Below are 17,522 nucleotides of genomic sequence, written 5' to 3'. Positions count from 1 at the left end.
TGTGCCGGACACGACCACGGAGAGGGACCGCTCAGCAGAGGAGGGAAGGTACGAACACTTCGGCCCGGCCGTTCGACGGGTACGCGCAACGGGCGGGTCCGACGGCCGCGCTCCGGGTTCCCGAGGCGGCAGAGGACAAGGTGTCCATCCACAGGTGAGGCTATAGCGGAGTTTTGCCGCCCGCTATAGCTACTCTATAAACGTTGGGTAACTAGCCGCGATGGTGACGCCTCGCGCGTTACACGTATTAACAAGCGACTCGATTGCGGCGCACACCTGGTAGTTACACGTAATAAGGCAAGGTGGCCGTACTCGGCATGCGCCGGGGTCTTACCCCTCCAGGCCAGTCACTCTCCGCACATGCCGGAAGCTCGGCTCGGCCAGCACCCCGTGCACCTGCTGGAAGACCTGGCGGGCGGCCACCGCGTTCCAGTCGTCGGGAAGGAGCTCCTTCGGCAGTCCCGGGTCGAGATACGGGAGCCGGCGCCATTGCGTCAGCATCGGGACGTAGTGGCGGAACGCCTCCGCGTCGTCGGTGTCCTCCTGCCGCGTGAGGCGTTCCGCTATGGGGGCGTACGCGTCGGTGAACGCGGCGTACTGCGCCTGGATCGCCGGGAAGTCCCACCAGGAGCTGACCGAGGTGCGCAGGTCGCTGAACGCCACGTACCGCGACGCGAAGAGATGCACGTACTCGCTCAGGCCGAGCCGGTCGAGGGTGGTGCGGGCGTCGTCGAGGAGACGGCCGGGGGCGAGCCACACTCCGGAAGTGATGTTGCCGAAGCCGAGCCAGGTCAGCCGCGTACGGAGCTGGTAGCGGTGGGAACGTTCCGACTCCGGTACGGAGAAGACGGCCATCACCCACCCGTCGGCCAGGTCCGCCGGCTCGAGGCTGCCGAAGATGCGGCGATCGCCCTCGTCGAAGACGGGGTGGACGGCCGGGCTGAGGCGGTAGCCGTTGGCGCCGCGGCGCCGCTCGGGCTCCAGGATGCCCCGCTTCTTCAGGCGGGAGATCGCCGAGCGCACCGCCTGTCCGTCCACGTCCAGTTCGGCCATCAGGACGATCAGGTCGGCGATGGAGATCCAGCCCCCGGCACGGCGCAGGAACGCTCCGTAGACCGTGTTGATCAACGAGCTGGGCCTGAGGGGGCTGTCCGACATGATCGCCTTCCGTCGTGTGCGGTGGCGATCCTACCGAGCTGTCGGTACGGCACGGTCATCCGGCGGTCGCCCCCCGCTGCGGCAGAGGCGTCTCCGCGTACGCGCCCGACAGGAGGTGGCCCGCTCCGGGCGCGACGGCCGGCAGATCGAGGGTGCGCAGCATCTGGTGCGCGGTGCACACGGCCGCGGAGACGACGGGCTTGCCGAGGAGTTGTTCGGCCTCCTCGATGGCTCCGAGGGAGGGCATCTGGACACACGCGGAAAGGACGACGGCGTCCGCGTCGCCGTACTGGAGGGCGCGGGCGATTCCGGGCAGCCTGGCCGGGTCGTGCGCGGCGACGTCCAGGTTGTCGGGGATTTCGAGCGCTTCGTAGTCGAGCACCTCGATGCCCTCGTGGACCAGGTATCCCACCACCGTCTTCGTCAGCGGCCGCATGTACGGGGCGACGAGCGCGATCTTCTTGGCGCCGAGGGTGTGCAGGCCGTGTACGAGGGCGCCGGCGCTGGTGACCACGGGGGCGGGGGCGCCGTTCTCGGTCGTACGGCGGTGGAGGCGCTCCTCGGAGGTGCGGTGGTAGCCGAGGCCCATACTCATGATGGCGACCAGGCACGCGTAGCCGAGGACGTCCACGCGGGCGTCGGAGAGCTCTACGGCGCAGCGGTCGGAGTCGGCGTCCATGGTCTTGAGCTGCTCGGGCGTGACATGGGTCATGCGCATGCGGCTGGAGTGGAAGGTGAAGCGTTCGGACTCGATGGTTTCCCGGGCGCGGAGGATGGCCGGGATCTCGGTTTCCATGGTGACGTTGGAGCTCGGCACGATCTGGCCGATGCGGTAGGTGCGATGGGGCATGGGAGGCTCCTCGTGGGCTTGAAGCGAGCGCGGGGTCAGCGGGCGTCGATGACGGGGTTGGTGAGGGTGCCGATGTGCTCGACGGTGGCTTCGACCGTGTCGCCGGGGACGAGGAACTCCGGGGGGACCATTCCGGCGCCGACCCCTGAGGGGGAGCCGGTGGCGATGACGTCGCCAGGCTCCAGGGTCACGCCGGAGGATATGTCGGCGATGAGCCGGGCGATGGGGAAGAGCATGTGGCGGGTGTTCGACTTCTGCTTGGTGACGCCGTTGACGCGCAGTTCGAGGTCCAGGGCCATCGGGTCGGGGATGTCGTCGGCGGTGACGACGGCGGGGCCGAAGGGGGCGTAGGAGTCCTGGCCCTTGGAGAAGAACCACTGGCCGGAGCGGCGCTGGTCGCGGGCGCTGATGTCGTTGACGATGCTGTAGCCGAAGATGTGGTCGTAGGCGTCTTCCTCGCTGACGCGGAAGGCGGTCCGGCCGATGACGACGGCGAGCTCGCACTCCCAGTCGAGCTGCTGGGTGAGGTCGCCGTTGTGCAGGATCGGTTGTCCGGGGCCGGTGACCGCGGTGGCGGGCTTGCTGAAGAGGACGGGGCGCGGGGGCAGGTCCTTGTCGGTGTCCAGGCTGCGGCTGGATTCCTCGACGTGTTCGACGTAGTTGAGCCCGACTCCGATGACCTTGCCGGGGCGCAGCGGGGCGTGCAGGACGACGTCCCCGGGGCCGTGGACGGCGTCGGCCGGCCACGCGGACGGATCGCCGGCGAGCAGGTTTCGCGCCGTGTTGTGGACGTCGTCGCCCGCGCGGATGAAGGAGAGCAGGTCCTGGGGCAGGTCGGTGCCGTGGTGACCGGCCAGGACGGCGAGGTCGAGCACACGGTCATCGAGCTGGGCGCCGAGGCGGGCGGGCGCATCGCCGACGGTGTAGGTCACGAGTCGCATGACGGCTCCTTGGAGGGTGGTGGGGAAGAGAAGGAGGTACGGGATCGGGGCGGCGGTGAGGACGATGTCGCCTCACCGCCGCCCCGTTGCCGGGGCGATGCGGGGTGGGGTGGGATCGCTCCGGTACACCGCCGCGCCGGTGACCGGTGTCAGGGCCGGCGGTACCGGCGCGGCGGCGGTTCACACGGTGGGCTGGTGCCCGCCGTTGTCGGGGTACGCCTCTTCGCGGTGGAAGCCGAGGGAGCGCATCACGGGGAAGTCGTTGAAGGAGAACAGGCAGGCGTCCTCGCCCTGGTCGAGGTTCGCGTGCTCGTGCCAGGCCCAGGACGGGACGCAGAAGATGTCGCCCTGCTGCCAGTCGTAGCGCTGTCCGGCGATGATCGAGTAACCCCGGCCCTTTGCCGCGGTGTAGATGACCGAACCGGTGTGGCGGTGGGCCTTGGTGGCCTGGCCGGGCCGCAGGAGCTGCATGTGGGCGCCCATGGTGGGCATGACGGAGCCGCCGGTGACGGGGTTGGTGTACTCGGCGATGACGCCGTCGTACGGGGAGCCTTCGGTGGCCCTGGCGAGGTTGCGGAGTGACTCGTAGGTCGGCTCCCAGGGGTAGGCGAGCAGCGGCGAATACGGGCGTGTCCACTTCTCCGCCCCATAGGGCAGGAGATTGCCGCCGTAGGTGAGGACGGAGGAGTTGATCACCTTTCCGGGCGCCTGGTAGAGCTCCGGGTGGACCTCGTAGAAGCCGGCGTCCAGGGCGTTGACCAGGGGGATGTCGAGGCCGTCCTGCCAGATGACGGGGGCGTCGTCGGCGTCGTTGCCGTGCTCGTGCCAGGTGCCGTTGGGGGTGATGGCGAAGTCACGGGGACCCACCTTCAGCTTCTGGCCGTCGACGATGGTCCAGGCGCCGGTGCCCTCGTGGACGAAACGGAGGGCCGCGGCCTGGTGGCGGTGGGCGGTCATGGACTCCCCCGGCCCCATGATCTGCAGGCCGGTGTAAAGGAGTCCGGCGGCGGCGCTGACGTCCTTGCGCCCCGGGTTGACGAGCATGACGACGCGGCGTCCGGCGTCGTCGGCCTTCACCAGGTCGAGGGCCTTGCGGACCAGGGGCCGGAGTTCCTCGTACCGCCACAGGACGGGTACGGACTTCGGCTGCGGGTACCAGGGCTCGATGTCGTTGGCGACGGTCCAGAGGGCTCCGGCGTCCAGTTCGGCGAGCTCGGCGTAGTAGGCGGTGAGTTCAGGGGTGTCGGACACGCGGGCCCGGCCCAGCCTGTCGTCGTCGTACTCGGCGGTCATGAGTCCTCCTTCGTGGTGCCGGTGGGGTCGGTGCGGTCGGCGTTGCCTGAGGTGCTGGTGCTGTCGGCGTTGCCGGTGCAGCCGGTGCTGTCGGGCGGGAGCGGCGCGGCGGCGGCCCGGTGGGCCGGGTCGGCCGTGAAGGTGACGGGGCTGCGTGGCGTGTTGTCGACGCGGAGCCGGAAGACGTCGAAGCGGTTGTAATGGCCGACGATGTCGTGCATCTGCTTGGGCTGGATGCACTTGGCCAGGTCGATCTCGCCGTAGACGATGCCCTCGTCGTCGATCAGCGGCTCGGTGACGGGGCGGCCGTCGGGGCCGAAGATCCCGGACAGTGCGCTGCGGCGGCGGGCGAGCATGCGGCGTACGTCCTCGTCGTCCTCGGCGACGGTGTCCACGATCTCCGGGGAGATGGTGGAGCAGGCCACGACGGAGAAGACCTTGCCCTCGAAGCTGTGGGCGGTGGTACGGACGGCGATGGCGTCCGCCATGTCGTAGTCCTCCGGCGCCACCGGCAGTGCGATGTAGCTCGCCGCGTGGACGAGCTCCCCCTGCGCGAGCAGGGTGAAGCGGGCGAGCGTGTTGGTGTTCTCGCCGCAGGCGAGCGCGCCGAGCGGCCCGATGGGCGTGTGGTGGACCGTGAGCGAGCTTCCGTCACCGCCGGTCCAGGTCAGTTTCTCCGCCCAGGTGGGGACGAGTTTGCGGTGTGCGCCGAGGAGTTCGCCGTCCGCCCCGATGGTGAGCAGTGTGTTGTACAGGGTGCCGAGGCTGTGCGGGCTTCGTTCGTTGACGCCGATGACCACAACGGCTCCATGCCGGCGGGCCGCCGCGCGCAGCGCGTCCACGTGCGGGCCCGGGATGTCGACGGAGGCCCGCCACAGTCGCTCGAACCAGGGGGACCCCTGGACCGGGTTCATGGTCCAGTTCCAGTAGGGATAGCCCGGGACGAAGACCTCGGGGAACACGACCAGTTCGGCGCCGTGGGAGGCGGCCTCCGCCAGGAGGGAGACGGCCTTGTCGACCGTGGCCGCGGGGTCCAGGTAGACGGGTGATGACTGTACGGCGGCCGCCGTGAAGCGGGGCAGTGTCTCCATCCGTTGGTCCATCTGTCGCTCCATCTGTGGCTCCATATGGGGCTCCTGTTCCTCCGTGTCAGACGGCTGTCGCCGCGGGCTGGGGAAGCCACCGCTGGTGCACGGGGGCGGGAAGGTCGCGGAGCAGGTGGAGGCGGGGCGGTACGCGGTCGGTACGGGCGCCCGGCGGTCTGCCGCTGCCGGCCTTCCACGACGCCGGCCAGGGCGCCGCAGGGCCGGTGTACTGCTGGGCGGCCGCGGCGTGGAGCGTCCACAGTGGGTCGTGCAGTTGGGCGCGGCCTACGGCGCACAGGTCGGCACGGCCGGCCAGGATGAGGGAGTTGACGTCGTCGTACGTGGAGATGGCGCCCACCGCGATGACGGGTATGCCGGTGGCGTTGCGGATCAGGTCGGCGTAGGGCGTCTGGTAGCTGCGGCCGTGGCGCGGCCGCTCGTGGGCGACGACCTCGCCGGTCGACACGTCGATGGCGTCCGCCCCGGCCTCCGCCAGGGCGCGGCAGAGGTCGACGACCTCGGGTTCACTGATGCCGCCTTCCGCCCAGTCGGCCGCCGAGATCCGGACGATCAGGGCCTTGCCGAAGGGCCAGACGGCACGGACGGCGCGCAGCACCTCCAAGGGGAACCGCATCCTGTTCGCGAGGCTGCCGCCGTAGGAATCGGTCCGCTTGTTGGTCAGCGGTGAAAGGAAGCCGGACATCAAGTGCCCGTGCCCGTATTGCAGTTCCAGGGCGTCGAAGCCGGCGCGGTCGGCGCGGCGGGCGGCGGCGGCGAAGTCCCGCACGATGGCCTCCATGTCGGCGCGCGTGGCCTCGCGAGGTGTCGCGCTCCCCGCGTCCCAGGGAAGGGCGGACGCGGCGACCAGTGGCCACCCCTCCTCGCCGAGAGGAACGCACCGGCCGTCCGCCCGCGGCGTCCCGGTCGCGGCGCGGCGCCCGGCGTGGGTCAACTGGATGCCCAGGCAGGCGTCCGACTGTCGGCGGACGAAGTCGGTGATCCGGCGCCAGGCCGCTTCCTGCTCGTCGGAGTACAGGCCGGGGCAGCGGGGCGTGGCCCGACCGTCGGCGCTGACGGCCGTCATGCCGGCGATGACCAGAGCGGAGCCGCCGATGGACTGCGTGCTCAGGTGGACGAGGTCGAAGTCCCCGGGCACCCCGCCCTGTGCGGCGTACAGCGCGGTGGGCGGTACGACGACGCGGTTGCGCAGGCACAGCCCGCCGAGCCGGAAGGGCCGGAACATGGGCGGTGCGGCGACGCCCGCCGGCGTGGCGACCGGCGGTGCGACCGAGGTGGCGGCCGCGTGCCAGGTGTCCACCGCGTCGGTGAACTGCTGGTCTCGCACGCGCAGGTTGTCGTACGTGACGCGGCGGCTGCGCGTGAGCAGGTTGAACGCGAACTGAAGGGGCTCCTGCCCGGTGTAGCGGCCCACGTTCTCGAACCATTCGAGACTCGCCTGTGCGGCCCTCTGGGTGGACTCGACGACCGGCTTGCGTTCGGCCTCGTACGCGGCCAGCGCGCTCGGCACGTCGGGGTGCTCGTGGAGGCAGGCGGCCAGGGCGAGTGCGTCCTCCATGGCCAGTTTGGTGCCGGAGCCGATGGAGAAGTGCGCGGTGTGGGCCGCGTCGCCCAGCAGGACGACGTTCTCGTGACGCCAGGTCGTGTTCCGCACAGTGGTGAAGCGGATCCACTTGGAGCCGTTGGGAATCAGCCGGTGGCCGTCGAGGTGGTCCGCGAGGATCTCCTCGCACAGCCGGATGCTTTCCTCGTCGCTGGTTCCGGGCGGGAAGTCGCGGGCGGCGAACGTTTCGAATCCCGCCTGCCGCCAGGAGTGCTCGTCGATCTCGACAATGAAGGTGCTGCGGGTGGCGTCGAACGGGTACGCGTGGACCTGAAGCGTGCCGAAGTCCCGCTCGGCGACGATGAAGGTGAAGGCTTCGAAGACCTTGTCGGTCGCGAGCCACATGTAGCGGCAGTGCCGCTCGTCCAGGTCCGGTGCGAAGGTGCCGGCGAACGCGCTTCGTGTCGCCGACCGGACACCGTCGCTCGCCACCACCAGGTCGTATTCCTCGGCGAGTTCGGACGCGGGCGGGGCCTGCGTGCGGTAGCGGACGTCCACCTCAAGTGCCGCGCACCGCTCCTGGAGGATCTGCAGCAGGCGCTTGCGCCCGAGCGCGGCGAAGCCGTGGCCGCCCGAGGTGAGGACCTGGCCCTTGTAGCGGACGTCGATGTCGCTCCAGCGGGCGAACTCGGCCGACATGGCCTCGTGGATCTCCGGGTCGGCCTGCGCGATGCCGTCGAGGGTCTCGTCGGAGAACACCACGCCGAATCCGAAGGTGTCGTCGGCCGCGTTGCGCTCCCAGACGGTGAGCTCCCAGTGCGGGGAGAGCTGTTTGGCCAGGGCGGCGAAGTACAGCCCGCCGGGGCCTCCTCCGATGACTGCTACGCGCACGGCGTCCTCCTTGGGGTTCGAGGAAGAACGTATGCCGTAATTCCTTCGGTCGTCAAGAAAGCTCTATACAGTAGAGAAGTTCGCATGGTCCGCTCGATCAGGTAAGGACTTCCGGGGCCTGCGGGCCCGCCTTGGTCAGCAGGTCGCGCACCTCGTCCGGCCAGGGCGTGGTGCCGGAAGCCCGGGCGGCGGAGTGGGCGATCACCATCCGGCCGGCGGCCGCCTCCTCGTCGCCCTGGCCTCGGACCGTGAAGGCGTAGTGCAGGGAAGCGGTCCCGACCTTGGTGACGCGCAGCTCGATGCGCACGAGGTCGCCGAACCACAGCCGCGCGCGGTAGTCGGCCTCGAAGTGGACGCGCGGTGTGCTGCCGAAGAGGTGGCCCAGGCCCAGGCGCCGCAGCAAGGCGGCCTCGGCCGCCTCCACCCAGCGCACCACGGTGGAGTGGTGGTAGTGACCGGCGGCATCGGTGTCGGGCCATTCGACGCGCCGCTCGATGACGATGCCGGGCAGGTTCGCCTCCAGGGCTTCGGGGCATTCGCCGGCGCAGGTGCCGATCGGTCGGGTCTTCTGCCGGGGGCCGTCGGTTTCCATGGGGTGCCTTTCGTCGGGCGATCGGATCGGCCGTGGGAATCGGCCTTGAGGCCGCGTTGAGCGGTGCGCGCGCTCGGAGGGGGCGGAGGTGTGCTAGCCGGCCGTGTTCGCGGCGCGCCGGCGCAGCGCGCCGCGCTGGAGCTTTCCGTTGCTGGTGCGCGGCAGTTCGGTGACGAACTCGACGGCGCGCGGGTACTTGTAGGGCGCGATGGTCCGCTTGACGTGGTTCTGGAGTTCCTTGACGGTCACGTCGTCGGCGGCGACGCCGTCACGCAGCACCACGTACGCCTTCACGACCATGCCGCGCCGCTCGTCCGGTGCGCCGACCACGCCGCAGTCCGTCACGTGGGGATGGGTGAGGAGCGCCTTCTCGACCTCGGGGCCGGCGATGTTGTAGCCGGAGGAGACGATCATGTCGTCGCTGCGGGCCACGTACCAGAAGTAGCCGTCACGGTCGCGTATGTAGGTGTCGCCCGTGATGTTCCAGCCGTTCCTGACGTACGTCGTCTGGCGTGGATCGTCGAGGTAACGGCACCCGGTGGGGCCGGTGACCGCGAGGAGGCCCGGCTCTCCATCGGGGACGGGTGCACCGTTTTCACCGACGACCATGGCGCGGTAGCCGGGGACGGGCTTGCCCGTTGCCCCGGGGCGGATGTCGTCGTCGGCGGCGGAGATGAACACGTGCAGCATCTCGGTGGCGCCGATTCCGTCGATGATGCGCAGCCCCGTCGCGGCGTGGAAGTCCTGCCACACCTGCGCCGGCAGCGCCTCCCCGGCGGACACGCAGCGGCGCAGACCCGTCAGGCGGTCGACGGCGCCGGCGGCCATGATCGCCCGGTACGCGGTGGGCGCGGTGAACAGGACCGTGACACCGTGCTCGGCGACGAGGTCGGCCAGCCTCTCCGGTGACGCCTGCTCGATCAGCAGCGTCGCCGCCCCGACGTGGAGCGGGAAGACGACGAGGCCGCCGAGCCCGAAGGTGAAGGCGAGCGGTGGCGTGCCGGTGAACACATCGTCCTGACGCGGTTTGACGATGTGCCGGGAGAACGTGTCGGCGTTGGCGAGCACATCGCGGTGGAAGTGCATCGTCGCCTTGGGCCGCCCGGTCGTACCGGAGGTGAAGGCGATCAGGGCGACATCGTCGGCGGCGGTGGCCACGTTGCGGAACGCGCCGTCCTTGGCCGCGCACCGCCGCGTCAGGTCGTCGGCACCGTCGCCGCCGTAGGGGACGAGGGCCAGGCCGGGTGTGCCGGCGGCCTCGAGCTCGTCGACGTACCGGTGGTCGCACAAGGCGACGGTGGTCCGGCTGATGTCGTGCAGTTGGGCGAGTTCCGCGGCTCGCAGCATCGGCATGGTCGTGACCGCGACGCCGCCCGCCTTGAGTACGCCGAACCAGGCGGCCACGAGCCAGGGGTTGTTGGGCCCGCGCAGCAGGACGCGGTTTCCGGGTCGCAGCCCGAGGTCCTCGGTGAGGACCTGGGCGACCTGGTTGGCGTGGCGCAGCAGGTCGCCGTAGGTCCAGCGGTCGGTCGGGGTGAGCAGACAGGGCCGGTCGGCCCCCCAGCGTACGACGGCGTCGTCGAGCAGACGGACGGCGCAGTTGAGACGGTCGGGATACGTCAACTCCGGCAGGTCGAAGTGGAGTTCGGGCCAGAGGGAGAACGGTGGAAGCCGGTCACGGCAGAAGGTGTCCACGTGGGCGGACGGGGAGAGCTCCATGGGGCGCACACCTCGGTCTCGGGGGCAGCGGAGGGAGTGCGGCAAGTATTTCGTTTCATTGACGGGCGTCAAGATTTCGCCACATGATTTTTGCGGCGGCCTCCTCGCCGGCCCGCACCGGAGCCCTGCCTGGCGGCCGGAGCGAGGGCACGCGGGCGGGTGGTCAAGTGGCCGGGACGCGGACCCTGACGACCTTGCCGGGACCAGTGCGGAACGCCGCCAGCTCACCACCGGCCTCGCACGCCAGAAAGCCCAGGATCATGAGGCCGCGACCGCTCTCCGCCTCCATGTCGGCATCCAGGCCGATGCGCGGCAGACGAGGGTCTCCATCGGCGACGTCGAGCTGCAGCCAGCCGCGGCTGAAGGTGACCGTGACACGCAGCCGACCGGCCATGACGTCCACGTGCCGGATCGCATTGGACACGAGTTCCGTCACGGCGAGCACCAGCGCCTCGGTCCGCTCCGGAGAGACGTCCCACTCCTCGAGCGCGCTGCGGACGGACGCTCGCACCCTGGGGACCACGGAGGTCACCGGTTTCACCATCCAGTGGACGAGTCGGCGAGCGGGGGGCGGAGCGGGGCGAACCGGCGCCGTACACAGCGAGAGAGGAACCGGACCGGCCGCGGGTGAAAGGGGGCTGAGCATGGGGACTCCCCGGCGAGAGGGGCGGCGCCGCCTTGCTGTCTCGTGTAACCTGCGGCGGTCACATCGAACGACTTCCCTGCTGTCAGGCGTTTACTGCGTCGCGCTAGTTGTGTTACACGTGTAACAGCCTAAGTCGCACCCGATGCGAGCACAAGGCAATTCGGACATATATCGGGAAATTCCTGAGCCCGAGCGTGACGGCCGGGCGTGCTGCGCTCCTCCGGACGACTCCGGTGCGCTCCGCCCTCCAGCCGGACGCTGAACACACGCCCACAGAAAGAGGCGGACATGACGCAATCTCCTCCCACAGCCCCGGCTGCGCAGCCGGCTGCCGAAGCCGACATGGGATGGCCCCCGCCTCCGTTCCTCGCACCGGCGCCGCCGCTGGTCCGCCAGGGCGGCGTGCGCAGCTTCGAAGGAGTGACCTACGCGAGCACGCCCGGATACCGGCCGCGTCTGCTCGACGCCCACGTACCGGCATCCGAGCACCCGGTTCCGGCCGTCGTGTGGATCCACGGCGGTGGCTGGCTGGAGGGTGACCGCCGCTTCCCGCCGCCGACCGTGCCCGTCGAGCTGCTGCACGGCATGGTCCTGGGGGCCGGGCTCGCCCTGGTGACCATCGATTACCGGCACAGCCTGGAGGCGCCCTTTCCGGCGCAGCTTCATGACGTGAAGGCCGCCATCCGGTACGTGCGCCGCTTCGCCGCCGACCTCGGCATCGACAAGGACAGGATCGGGGTCTGGGGCGAGTCGGCGGGCGGCCACCTGGCCGCCCTCGCGGGGCTCGTCCGCGCCGACGGCTCCGAGGCCGCGGCCGCGTTGGAGGGCGCCGAGGGCGTACGGGACGAGGACAGCGCGGTCCGGGCCGTGGTCGACTGGTACGGGGTCACGGACGTGGGCCCGCTGCTCTCCCACGCTCTGCCGCCCTCGCCCTCCGGCGCCGAGTACCCCAACCCGTTCACCGCGCTGCTGGGCGGCACCACCGAACAGCACCCGGAACTCGCCCGTGCCGCCAGCCCGGTCACCTACGCCGGCACGGCCTCTCCGCCTCCCTTCCTCCTGATCCACGGAACGGCCGACGGCCTCGTGCCGTACAGCCAGAGCGAAGTCCTCGCCGAGGCCCTGGAGCGCGCCGGTGGTCAGGTCACCCTGCAACCGGTGGAGGGCGCCGACCACATCTTCCTCGGCACCCCCGACGTGACGCCGATCGTCTCCGAAAGCGTCGCCTTCCTCGCCCGCCACCTGGGCGCAGACCCCGGCGTGATCGGTCGCCGCTGATCAATCGCCGCTGAGCACCCGTGCGGGGCGCCGCCAGGACGGTGTCCCGCACCCTCTCCCCGATCGCGCTTCCGGATTCGCGCCGGGCCTCCTCCGGCGCGGCTCCGGCGAGCCGTCCCACCATTCCCTTCCCATCGGCCGGTGACGCAGCACGGCCGCGAGAGGTACCCCATGACCGTCACTCCGGCCACTGAACCTCACACCCGGGCTTCGGACCCGGCGCGGCACCGCCACCGCCACCACTCCCCGCCACCACGACGGTCCGGCGCGCTCGCGCTCGGAGTGATCTTCCTGCTCGTCACCGCCGCGCTCGCCGCCGCCGTCCTCGCGCGTCCCGCCCGGCCGGTCTTCCAGAGCGTCGACGACTCCTGGCTGCGCTGGATGGGGGGCCCGCACGACGGCCCCTACGCGGCCGTGGCCGCCGTGCTCAACTGGCTGGGCGGGCCGCTGGGAGTGGTGGTCCCTGTGGGGTTGCTGGTCTTCCTCTCCGTACGGAAGCGATGGCAGTCGCTGCTGTGTCTTCTCACCGTCTACGCGGTGGGCAACCTGCTCGTCGTCCAGGCCCTCAAGTTCTGGGTGGACCGACCGCGCCCGGCCGACCCGCTGGTCCGGGTGGACCACGGTTCGTTCCCCTCCGGTCACGTGGCCGGGACGGCGCTGCTCGTGGTGGTCGTGGGCGTCCTGTTCGTTCCCGCGGCCGGGCGACGGGTTTGGTGGGCCGCGGGTGCCGCCCTCACGGTGGCGATGATGTGGAGCCGCACCTGGCTGCACGCGCACTGGCTCAGCGACACACTGGCCGGCGCCACCACCGGGGCGGGAGCCGCACTCCTGCTGTGGTGGCTCTTCACACCGCTACTGCTCCGGGAAGCAGAGGCGCGCCGGGCCGCCTCCGGCGAACCTCCAGGTCACGAGGACTGACGGTGGACGAGCACCGGCTCCATGCCCGGAACCTCGGGGGGTGCACCGCGGTCGACCAGCTCGTGCAGGGAGTCGGCGACACGGGCGGGCGTGGGCAGGTCCAAACGGACGGTCGTCAGCGGCGGTTGCTGCAAGGCCGACAGCACCAGGTCGTCGGCCCCTACCACGGCCACCTCTTCCGGGACGGAGATGCCCTCGTTGCGCAGGGCGTGCAGCAGGAGCGCCGCGTACTCGTCGTTGTAGGCGAACACCCCGTCCAGGCCCAGTCGCGGCCAGCGCTGGGCGAGCTCGGCGGCGGACTCGTGGGTGTAGGACATCTCCACCGCTGTGACGGCGGCCGTGCTTCGGGCGGCGACTCCCTGGGCTCCGGCCAGCCGTGGCCGGGCGAAGGTCGCCAGGCCGCGCTCCCGCGGCATGATCACGCCGATGTTCCGCCGCCCGCGCGAGACGAGGTGCTCGGCGGCGAGCGCGCCGACGCGTGCGTGGTCGAAGTCGATGGTGTGGACGCCCTCGACCTCCCGCGAGCCGAACGCCATCAGACCACGCACCCCGGCCCTGCGCAGGACGTCGGCGGCCTGACCGGTCAGGCTGTCACCGTCGAGGGCCACCACGGCGGCCGGGCGCAGTTCCGCCCAGGCGCGGGCAGCGCTCACGACGTCGGGGAAGCGTCCGGCGTGCAGCACGGTGACGTAGCCGTGGCGCTCCAGTTCGCCTTGCAGGTCGTCGACCCAGGCGCTGACCAGACGGCCGGCCGCCGAGACGGACGCCGGCATGAGGACGAGGTTGCTCCGGCCGGCCCTCAGCGACCGGGCGGCGGCGTGCGGTACGTAACCGAGTTGCTGCGCCGCCGCCAGCACTCGGGCACGCGTGGTGTCGCTGACTCGGTGTGTCTGGCTGTTGTTGAGGACGAAGGACACGGTGGCCCGCGACACCCCCGCCAGACGCGCCACATCGGCGCTCGTGACGGCGACCGGTGCGGTCGGCTCCTTGCCCATGACGTCCTTCTCCCGTTCCCACCGGTCCTCTGACCAGCTCAATCCCAGGTTACACGCGTTACCGGTTTCGCCGGGCACCTCCGGTCCCGGCCAGGGTCGCAGTGAAGGAGTCGGATGGATCGAGGGAGCCACGGCGGTTCCGCGCCCGAGTGCCCGTACGCAGGCGGTCTCATCGCGCTGCACGGGCCGGCGGCGGAACGGGATTTCGACGCCGTGTACGCGTTCATGCGCAGGCACCGGGGGCCGGTCGTCGCCGTGGAGATCGCCCCGGGTGTCGCCGGCTGGCTGGTGCTCGGCCACCGGGAGGTGCTGGAGGTCATCTGGAACGCACGGCTCTTCTCCAGTGACCCGTACCGCTGGAGCGCCCTCTCCTACGGGCTGCTCCCGAAGGACACGCCCTTGCTGCCTCTCCTGGGCCCGCGTCCCGCGGTGTCCCGGCTCGACGGCGACGAGCACCTGCGGCATCGCCGTGCGGTGATCGCGGTCCTGGAGCACATCGACCCGCGGAGGCTGAGCCGCCTGGTCCGACACCGGGCCGACGCCCTGGTGGACGCCTGGGCCGCACGGGGTACCGCCGACCTCATGGCCCAGTACGCCCGTCCTGTGGTGTGGCACGTCTTCGCCCATCTGCTGGGCGTGTCGGACGGTTCGGTCACCACGCTCGACCACCTGGCCGCGACCGTCGTGAACGGCTTTCCCGCTGCCGCCGACGCGGAGGCGGAGCTGCTGGCCGCCATGCGCCGGCTGGTGGCCGAACGGAGCGTCGCACCGGCACCGGACCTTCCGTCGTGGCTGGCCCATGCGACCCCGCTGACCGATGACGAGATCGCGCACAACCTGCTGGCTCTCGTTCTGACGGGTTGCGAGAGCACCATCGGCTGGATCGCCAGCGCGGTGCGGTCCTTCTTCGCCCACGACGGGCCGGCCCGCGCGACGGCGCCCGGAAGCCTCGTGCCTCGTCTCGTCGAGCACGCTCTCGGGACCGGCGCACCGGTGCCGAACATCACCGGCCGCTGGGCAACGGCGGATGTCGTCCTGGCTGGGTGCCGCATTCGCGCCGGTGACCTGGTGATCCCCTGCCTGGCGGCGGCCAACGCCGACCCCCAGCTCCGGGACACTCCGGTGTCCCGCACGCGTGCCCACGTGGCCTGGGGCACCGGCGCCCACGGCTGCCCCGCCAAGGACACGGCCCGCGTGATCACGGAATCGGCCGTCGAGGTGCTGCTGGACCGGCTCCCCGGCCTCCGCCCCGCCGCCCCGGAAGCGGCGCTGCTCCGCCGGCCCTCACCATGGTCCGGTGCCCCGGCCGAACTCCCGGTGGTGTTCTCCCCGGACGGCCCTGCGGACACCTGCCGTGGTGCTGTCGCACCGCCTCTCGGGATCATGGACGCGCCGGACAAGCGCCGCGACGACAGCGCGGCGGCGCGGGAGGCGGCGCCGCAGCGCTGGAGCTGGTGGAACTCCCTCGGCGGCTGGTGACCCGCCCCACGAGAGGGGGCGCCGCCGGGCACGGAGCCGTGCCCGGCGGCGCCCCCTCGACGTGATCGTTTCACTGCGGGAGCGGCTCCACATCCAGCCCGTGCCCGTACGGAAAGAGCGGGTCCCCGCAATCGTTGGGCACGTCCTCATGTCCGGCGGCGACGGCGTCCATGGTGCGGGCGAGCTCGAAGGGGAGCCGTCCTTCAGCCCTGGTACGGCCGAAGAGGACGTCCAGCAGGGCGGTGTCCGACGCGCCGTAGTCGGCCACGAGGGCTGCCGCCTTCTCCGCGATCTCCGGAATGACCGCGGGGCGGTCGAGGAAGATGGCGAAGACGGTCGGCACGGCCGCGGCCGTCTCCAGCAACGGCCGCAATTCCTCCTCGGTGAAGGCGAGCCGGCCCGCGCGGAAGAAGCTCTCGAAGCCCTCGGTCCGTTTGTCGTACGGGGTGGCGATCCGGATCAGCGCGACGTCGGCCTCTGCCGGGCTGTCCACCACGGTGGCGTAGCGCCCGGCGACCTCGGGGTCCACACCCTGGACGTGGAGCCGGGTGCCGGCCGTGAGCGGTAGCAGCGGCGCGGACGCCTCTCCCGGGCGGTCCTTGAGCATCGTGATCGAGCGGCTCTGGGCGGCGAGGCCCGCCGCGGTGAACTCGTCGTTGCCGCAGATCCGCTCGGCGGCGTCCGGGTCGACGTACGGATCGTCGAAGAGGCCCAGGACGAACTTCTCGCGCAGCAGGCGCGCCACCGACGCGTCGAGGCGTCCGACGCCGACCCTTCCGGTGCGCACCAGTTCGACGACGAGTTCGGGCGCGGCCTCGCCGCCGAGCTGGTCGGCGCCGGCGTCGAGGATGCGTTCCACACGGCTGAGCCGGTCCAGGTGCTCGACCCCCCAGGCACGGGCGGGAAAGGGGGCTCCGAAGATCCGGCTGTCGGTGACCAGGCCCCAGTCGGTGCAGACGATGCCGTCGAAGCCGTACTTCTCGCGCAGCAGGCCGGTGATGATGCCCTTGTTGAAGCCGAAGCCCACCTCTTCGTACGGCGTGCCGACGGGTAGGGCGTAGTAGGGCATGATCTGCGACGTGCCGGCCGCGAAGGCGGCCTCGAAGGGGATCAGGTGGTAGTCGAAGTTGCCGCCGGGATAGACCTGTGCGCGCCCATACGGGAAGTGGGCGTCCTCCCCGTTCAACTGCGGGCCCGCCCCCGGGAAGTGCTTGGTCATGGCGGCCACGCTGCTCGTGCCGAGCGTCTCGCCCTGGAGACCGCGGATGTAGGCGCCGACCATGCGGGCCGCCACGTGGGCGTCGGAGCCGAAGGTACCCAGGACGCGGGCCCAGCGTGGCTCAGTGGCGAGGTCGGCCATGGGGTGCAGCGCCAGGCGGATCCCGACGGCGAGGTACTCACGGCGGACGATGTCGGCGTGCCGGCTGACGAGCTCCTCGTCCCCGATCGCGGCGAGACCGGGCGGCTCGGGCCACAGGGAGAAACCCTCGGTCTGCGCGCTCGCGGCCGGGTTGTCGACGAAGCCGTGGCGGGGGTCGGTGGAGATGGTCACCGGGATGCCCAGACGGGTCGTCGCGGCCAGGTCCTGGAGACGGTTGTTCCACTCGGCCATCCGGCGCGGCGCCGCGGCGCCGAAGAGGTTGAAGTGGTTCATGAGCTTGCCGGTCACCATGGCGGAGGTGGAGGCCCGCATCGGATCGTCGTCGGGTGCTCCCGGATCGGGCTCCACCAGCAATCCGTCCGGATTGATCGCGATCATGGTGTGGAAGAGCAGGCCGGCCTTCTCCTCGAGGGTCATGCGGCCGACGAGGTCGGCGACCCGCTCGTCCACGGGCAGGTGCGGGTTCTCGTAGGGCTCCATCACCCCGTTGCCGTTCAGATCACGGAAGGCCGTGCCGTCGGGAGCGGTGAGGGTACGCGGCCGGGCCGTCGCGTGGTGGGCCATAGGGGTCTCTTCCGTTTGGTGGGCGTGACTCGGGAGGGGACGCCGGTCCCGAACCGTCAAGGCAGGGGACCGGCCCGGCCGCTGCCCTCCTCCTCGGCGGCCGGCTATGAGGTTACACGTGTAACGACCGCACCGAGTCCGGTACCTCTGAGGTTTTTCGGATGCGGTATT

General features: G+C 70.9%; 14 protein-coding genes. 3 read left to right on the top strand and 11 right to left on the bottom strand.

Annotated elements, in window-relative coordinates:
- Nucleotides 1–330: 330 nt before the first annotated feature.
- From AB0J57_RS27435 to AB0J57_RS27395, 9 genes are all read right to left on the bottom strand, one after another.
- Nucleotides 331–1,158: a PaaX family transcriptional regulator C-terminal domain-containing protein gene (locus tag AB0J57_RS27435; protein ID WP_366130967.1), complete on the bottom strand. Its 828-nt coding sequence runs from the start codon at nt 1,156–1,158 to the stop codon at nt 331–333.
- Between the two features lie 55 nt (nt 1,159–1,213).
- Nucleotides 1,214–2,008, bottom strand: a complete 795-nt coding sequence (locus tag AB0J57_RS27430) for an Asp/Glu racemase (RefSeq protein WP_366130966.1) — start codon at nt 2,006–2,008, stop codon at nt 1,214–1,216.
- A gap of 35 nt (nt 2,009–2,043) precedes the next feature.
- Nucleotides 2,044–2,949 (bottom strand): fumarylacetoacetate hydrolase family protein, encoded by a 906-nt coding sequence (locus AB0J57_RS27425; RefSeq protein WP_366130965.1) that lies wholly within the window; start codon nt 2,947–2,949, stop codon nt 2,044–2,046.
- 180 nt (nt 2,950–3,129) lie between these two features.
- Nucleotides 3,130–4,242, bottom strand: a complete 1,113-nt coding sequence (locus tag AB0J57_RS27420; protein ID WP_366130964.1) for a cupin domain-containing protein — start codon at nt 4,240–4,242, stop codon at nt 3,130–3,132.
- Nucleotides 4,239–5,357 (bottom strand): carbon-nitrogen hydrolase family protein, encoded by a 1,119-nt coding sequence (locus tag AB0J57_RS27415; protein WP_366130963.1) that lies wholly within the window; start codon nt 5,355–5,357, stop codon nt 4,239–4,241. The genes AB0J57_RS27420 and AB0J57_RS27415 overlap by 4 nt, the downstream gene beginning before the upstream one ends.
- A gap of 34 nt (nt 5,358–5,391) precedes the next feature.
- Nucleotides 5,392–7,779 (bottom strand): bifunctional salicylyl-CoA 5-hydroxylase/oxidoreductase, encoded by a 2,388-nt coding sequence (locus AB0J57_RS27410; RefSeq protein WP_366130961.1) that lies wholly within the window; start codon nt 7,777–7,779, stop codon nt 5,392–5,394.
- Between the two features lie 97 nt (nt 7,780–7,876).
- Complete coding sequence (locus tag AB0J57_RS27405; RefSeq protein WP_366130960.1) at nt 7,877–8,371, bottom strand: thioesterase family protein; 495 nt, start codon at nt 8,369–8,371, stop codon at nt 7,877–7,879.
- 93 nt (nt 8,372–8,464) lie between these two features.
- Nucleotides 8,465–10,090 carry an AMP-binding protein gene (locus tag AB0J57_RS27400; RefSeq protein ID WP_366130959.1) on the bottom strand — a complete coding sequence of 542 codons (1,626 nt, stop codon included), beginning with the start codon at nt 10,088–10,090 and terminating at the stop codon, nt 8,465–8,467.
- Between the two features lie 163 nt (nt 10,091–10,253).
- On the bottom strand, nt 10,254–10,622 hold the full coding sequence (locus AB0J57_RS27395; protein ID WP_366130958.1) for an ATP-binding protein: 369 nt from the start codon (nt 10,620–10,622) through the stop codon (nt 10,254–10,256).
- 456 nt (nt 10,623–11,078) lie between these two features.
- Between AB0J57_RS27395 and AB0J57_RS27390 the strand changes: the two genes are divergently transcribed.
- Both AB0J57_RS27390 and AB0J57_RS27385 read left to right on the top strand, forming a co-directional pair.
- Nucleotides 11,079–12,014: an alpha/beta hydrolase gene (locus AB0J57_RS27390; protein WP_366130956.1), complete on the top strand. Its 936-nt coding sequence runs from the start codon at nt 11,079–11,081 to the stop codon at nt 12,012–12,014.
- Nucleotides 12,015–12,185: 171 nt separating this feature from the next.
- Complete coding sequence (locus AB0J57_RS27385; RefSeq protein ID WP_366130955.1) at nt 12,186–12,932, top strand: phosphatase PAP2 family protein; 747 nt, start codon at nt 12,186–12,188, stop codon at nt 12,930–12,932.
- Here AB0J57_RS27385 and AB0J57_RS27380 read toward each other — a convergent pair.
- Nucleotides 12,920–13,969 carry a LacI family DNA-binding transcriptional regulator gene (locus AB0J57_RS27380; RefSeq protein ID WP_366130953.1) on the bottom strand — a complete coding sequence of 350 codons (1,050 nt, stop codon included), beginning with the start codon at nt 13,967–13,969 and terminating at the stop codon, nt 12,920–12,922. The genes AB0J57_RS27385 and AB0J57_RS27380 overlap by 13 nt on opposite strands.
- 72 nt (nt 13,970–14,041) lie before the next feature.
- On the opposite strand from AB0J57_RS27380, the gene AB0J57_RS27375 reads away from it, so the two are divergent.
- Nucleotides 14,042–15,406 (top strand): cytochrome P450, encoded by a 1,365-nt coding sequence (locus AB0J57_RS27375; protein ID WP_366130951.1) that lies wholly within the window; start codon nt 14,042–14,044, stop codon nt 15,404–15,406.
- A gap of 70 nt (nt 15,407–15,476) precedes the next feature.
- On the opposite strand, the gene AB0J57_RS27370 is transcribed toward AB0J57_RS27375, so the two are convergent.
- Entirely contained in the window at nt 15,477–17,351 is a 1,875-nt protein-coding gene (locus AB0J57_RS27370; protein ID WP_366130950.1) for a glycoside hydrolase family 3 N-terminal domain-containing protein, read from the bottom strand.
- Nucleotides 17,352–17,522 lie beyond the last annotated feature (171 nt).

It is taken from the genome of Streptomyces sp. NPDC049837, assembly GCF_040674455.1.
Lineage (GTDB): Bacteria > Actinomycetota > Actinomycetes > Streptomycetales > Streptomycetaceae > Streptomyces.
The sequence above is the reverse complement of the archived record's forward strand: the minus strand, read 5'-3'. Positions and strand labels throughout refer to the sequence as shown.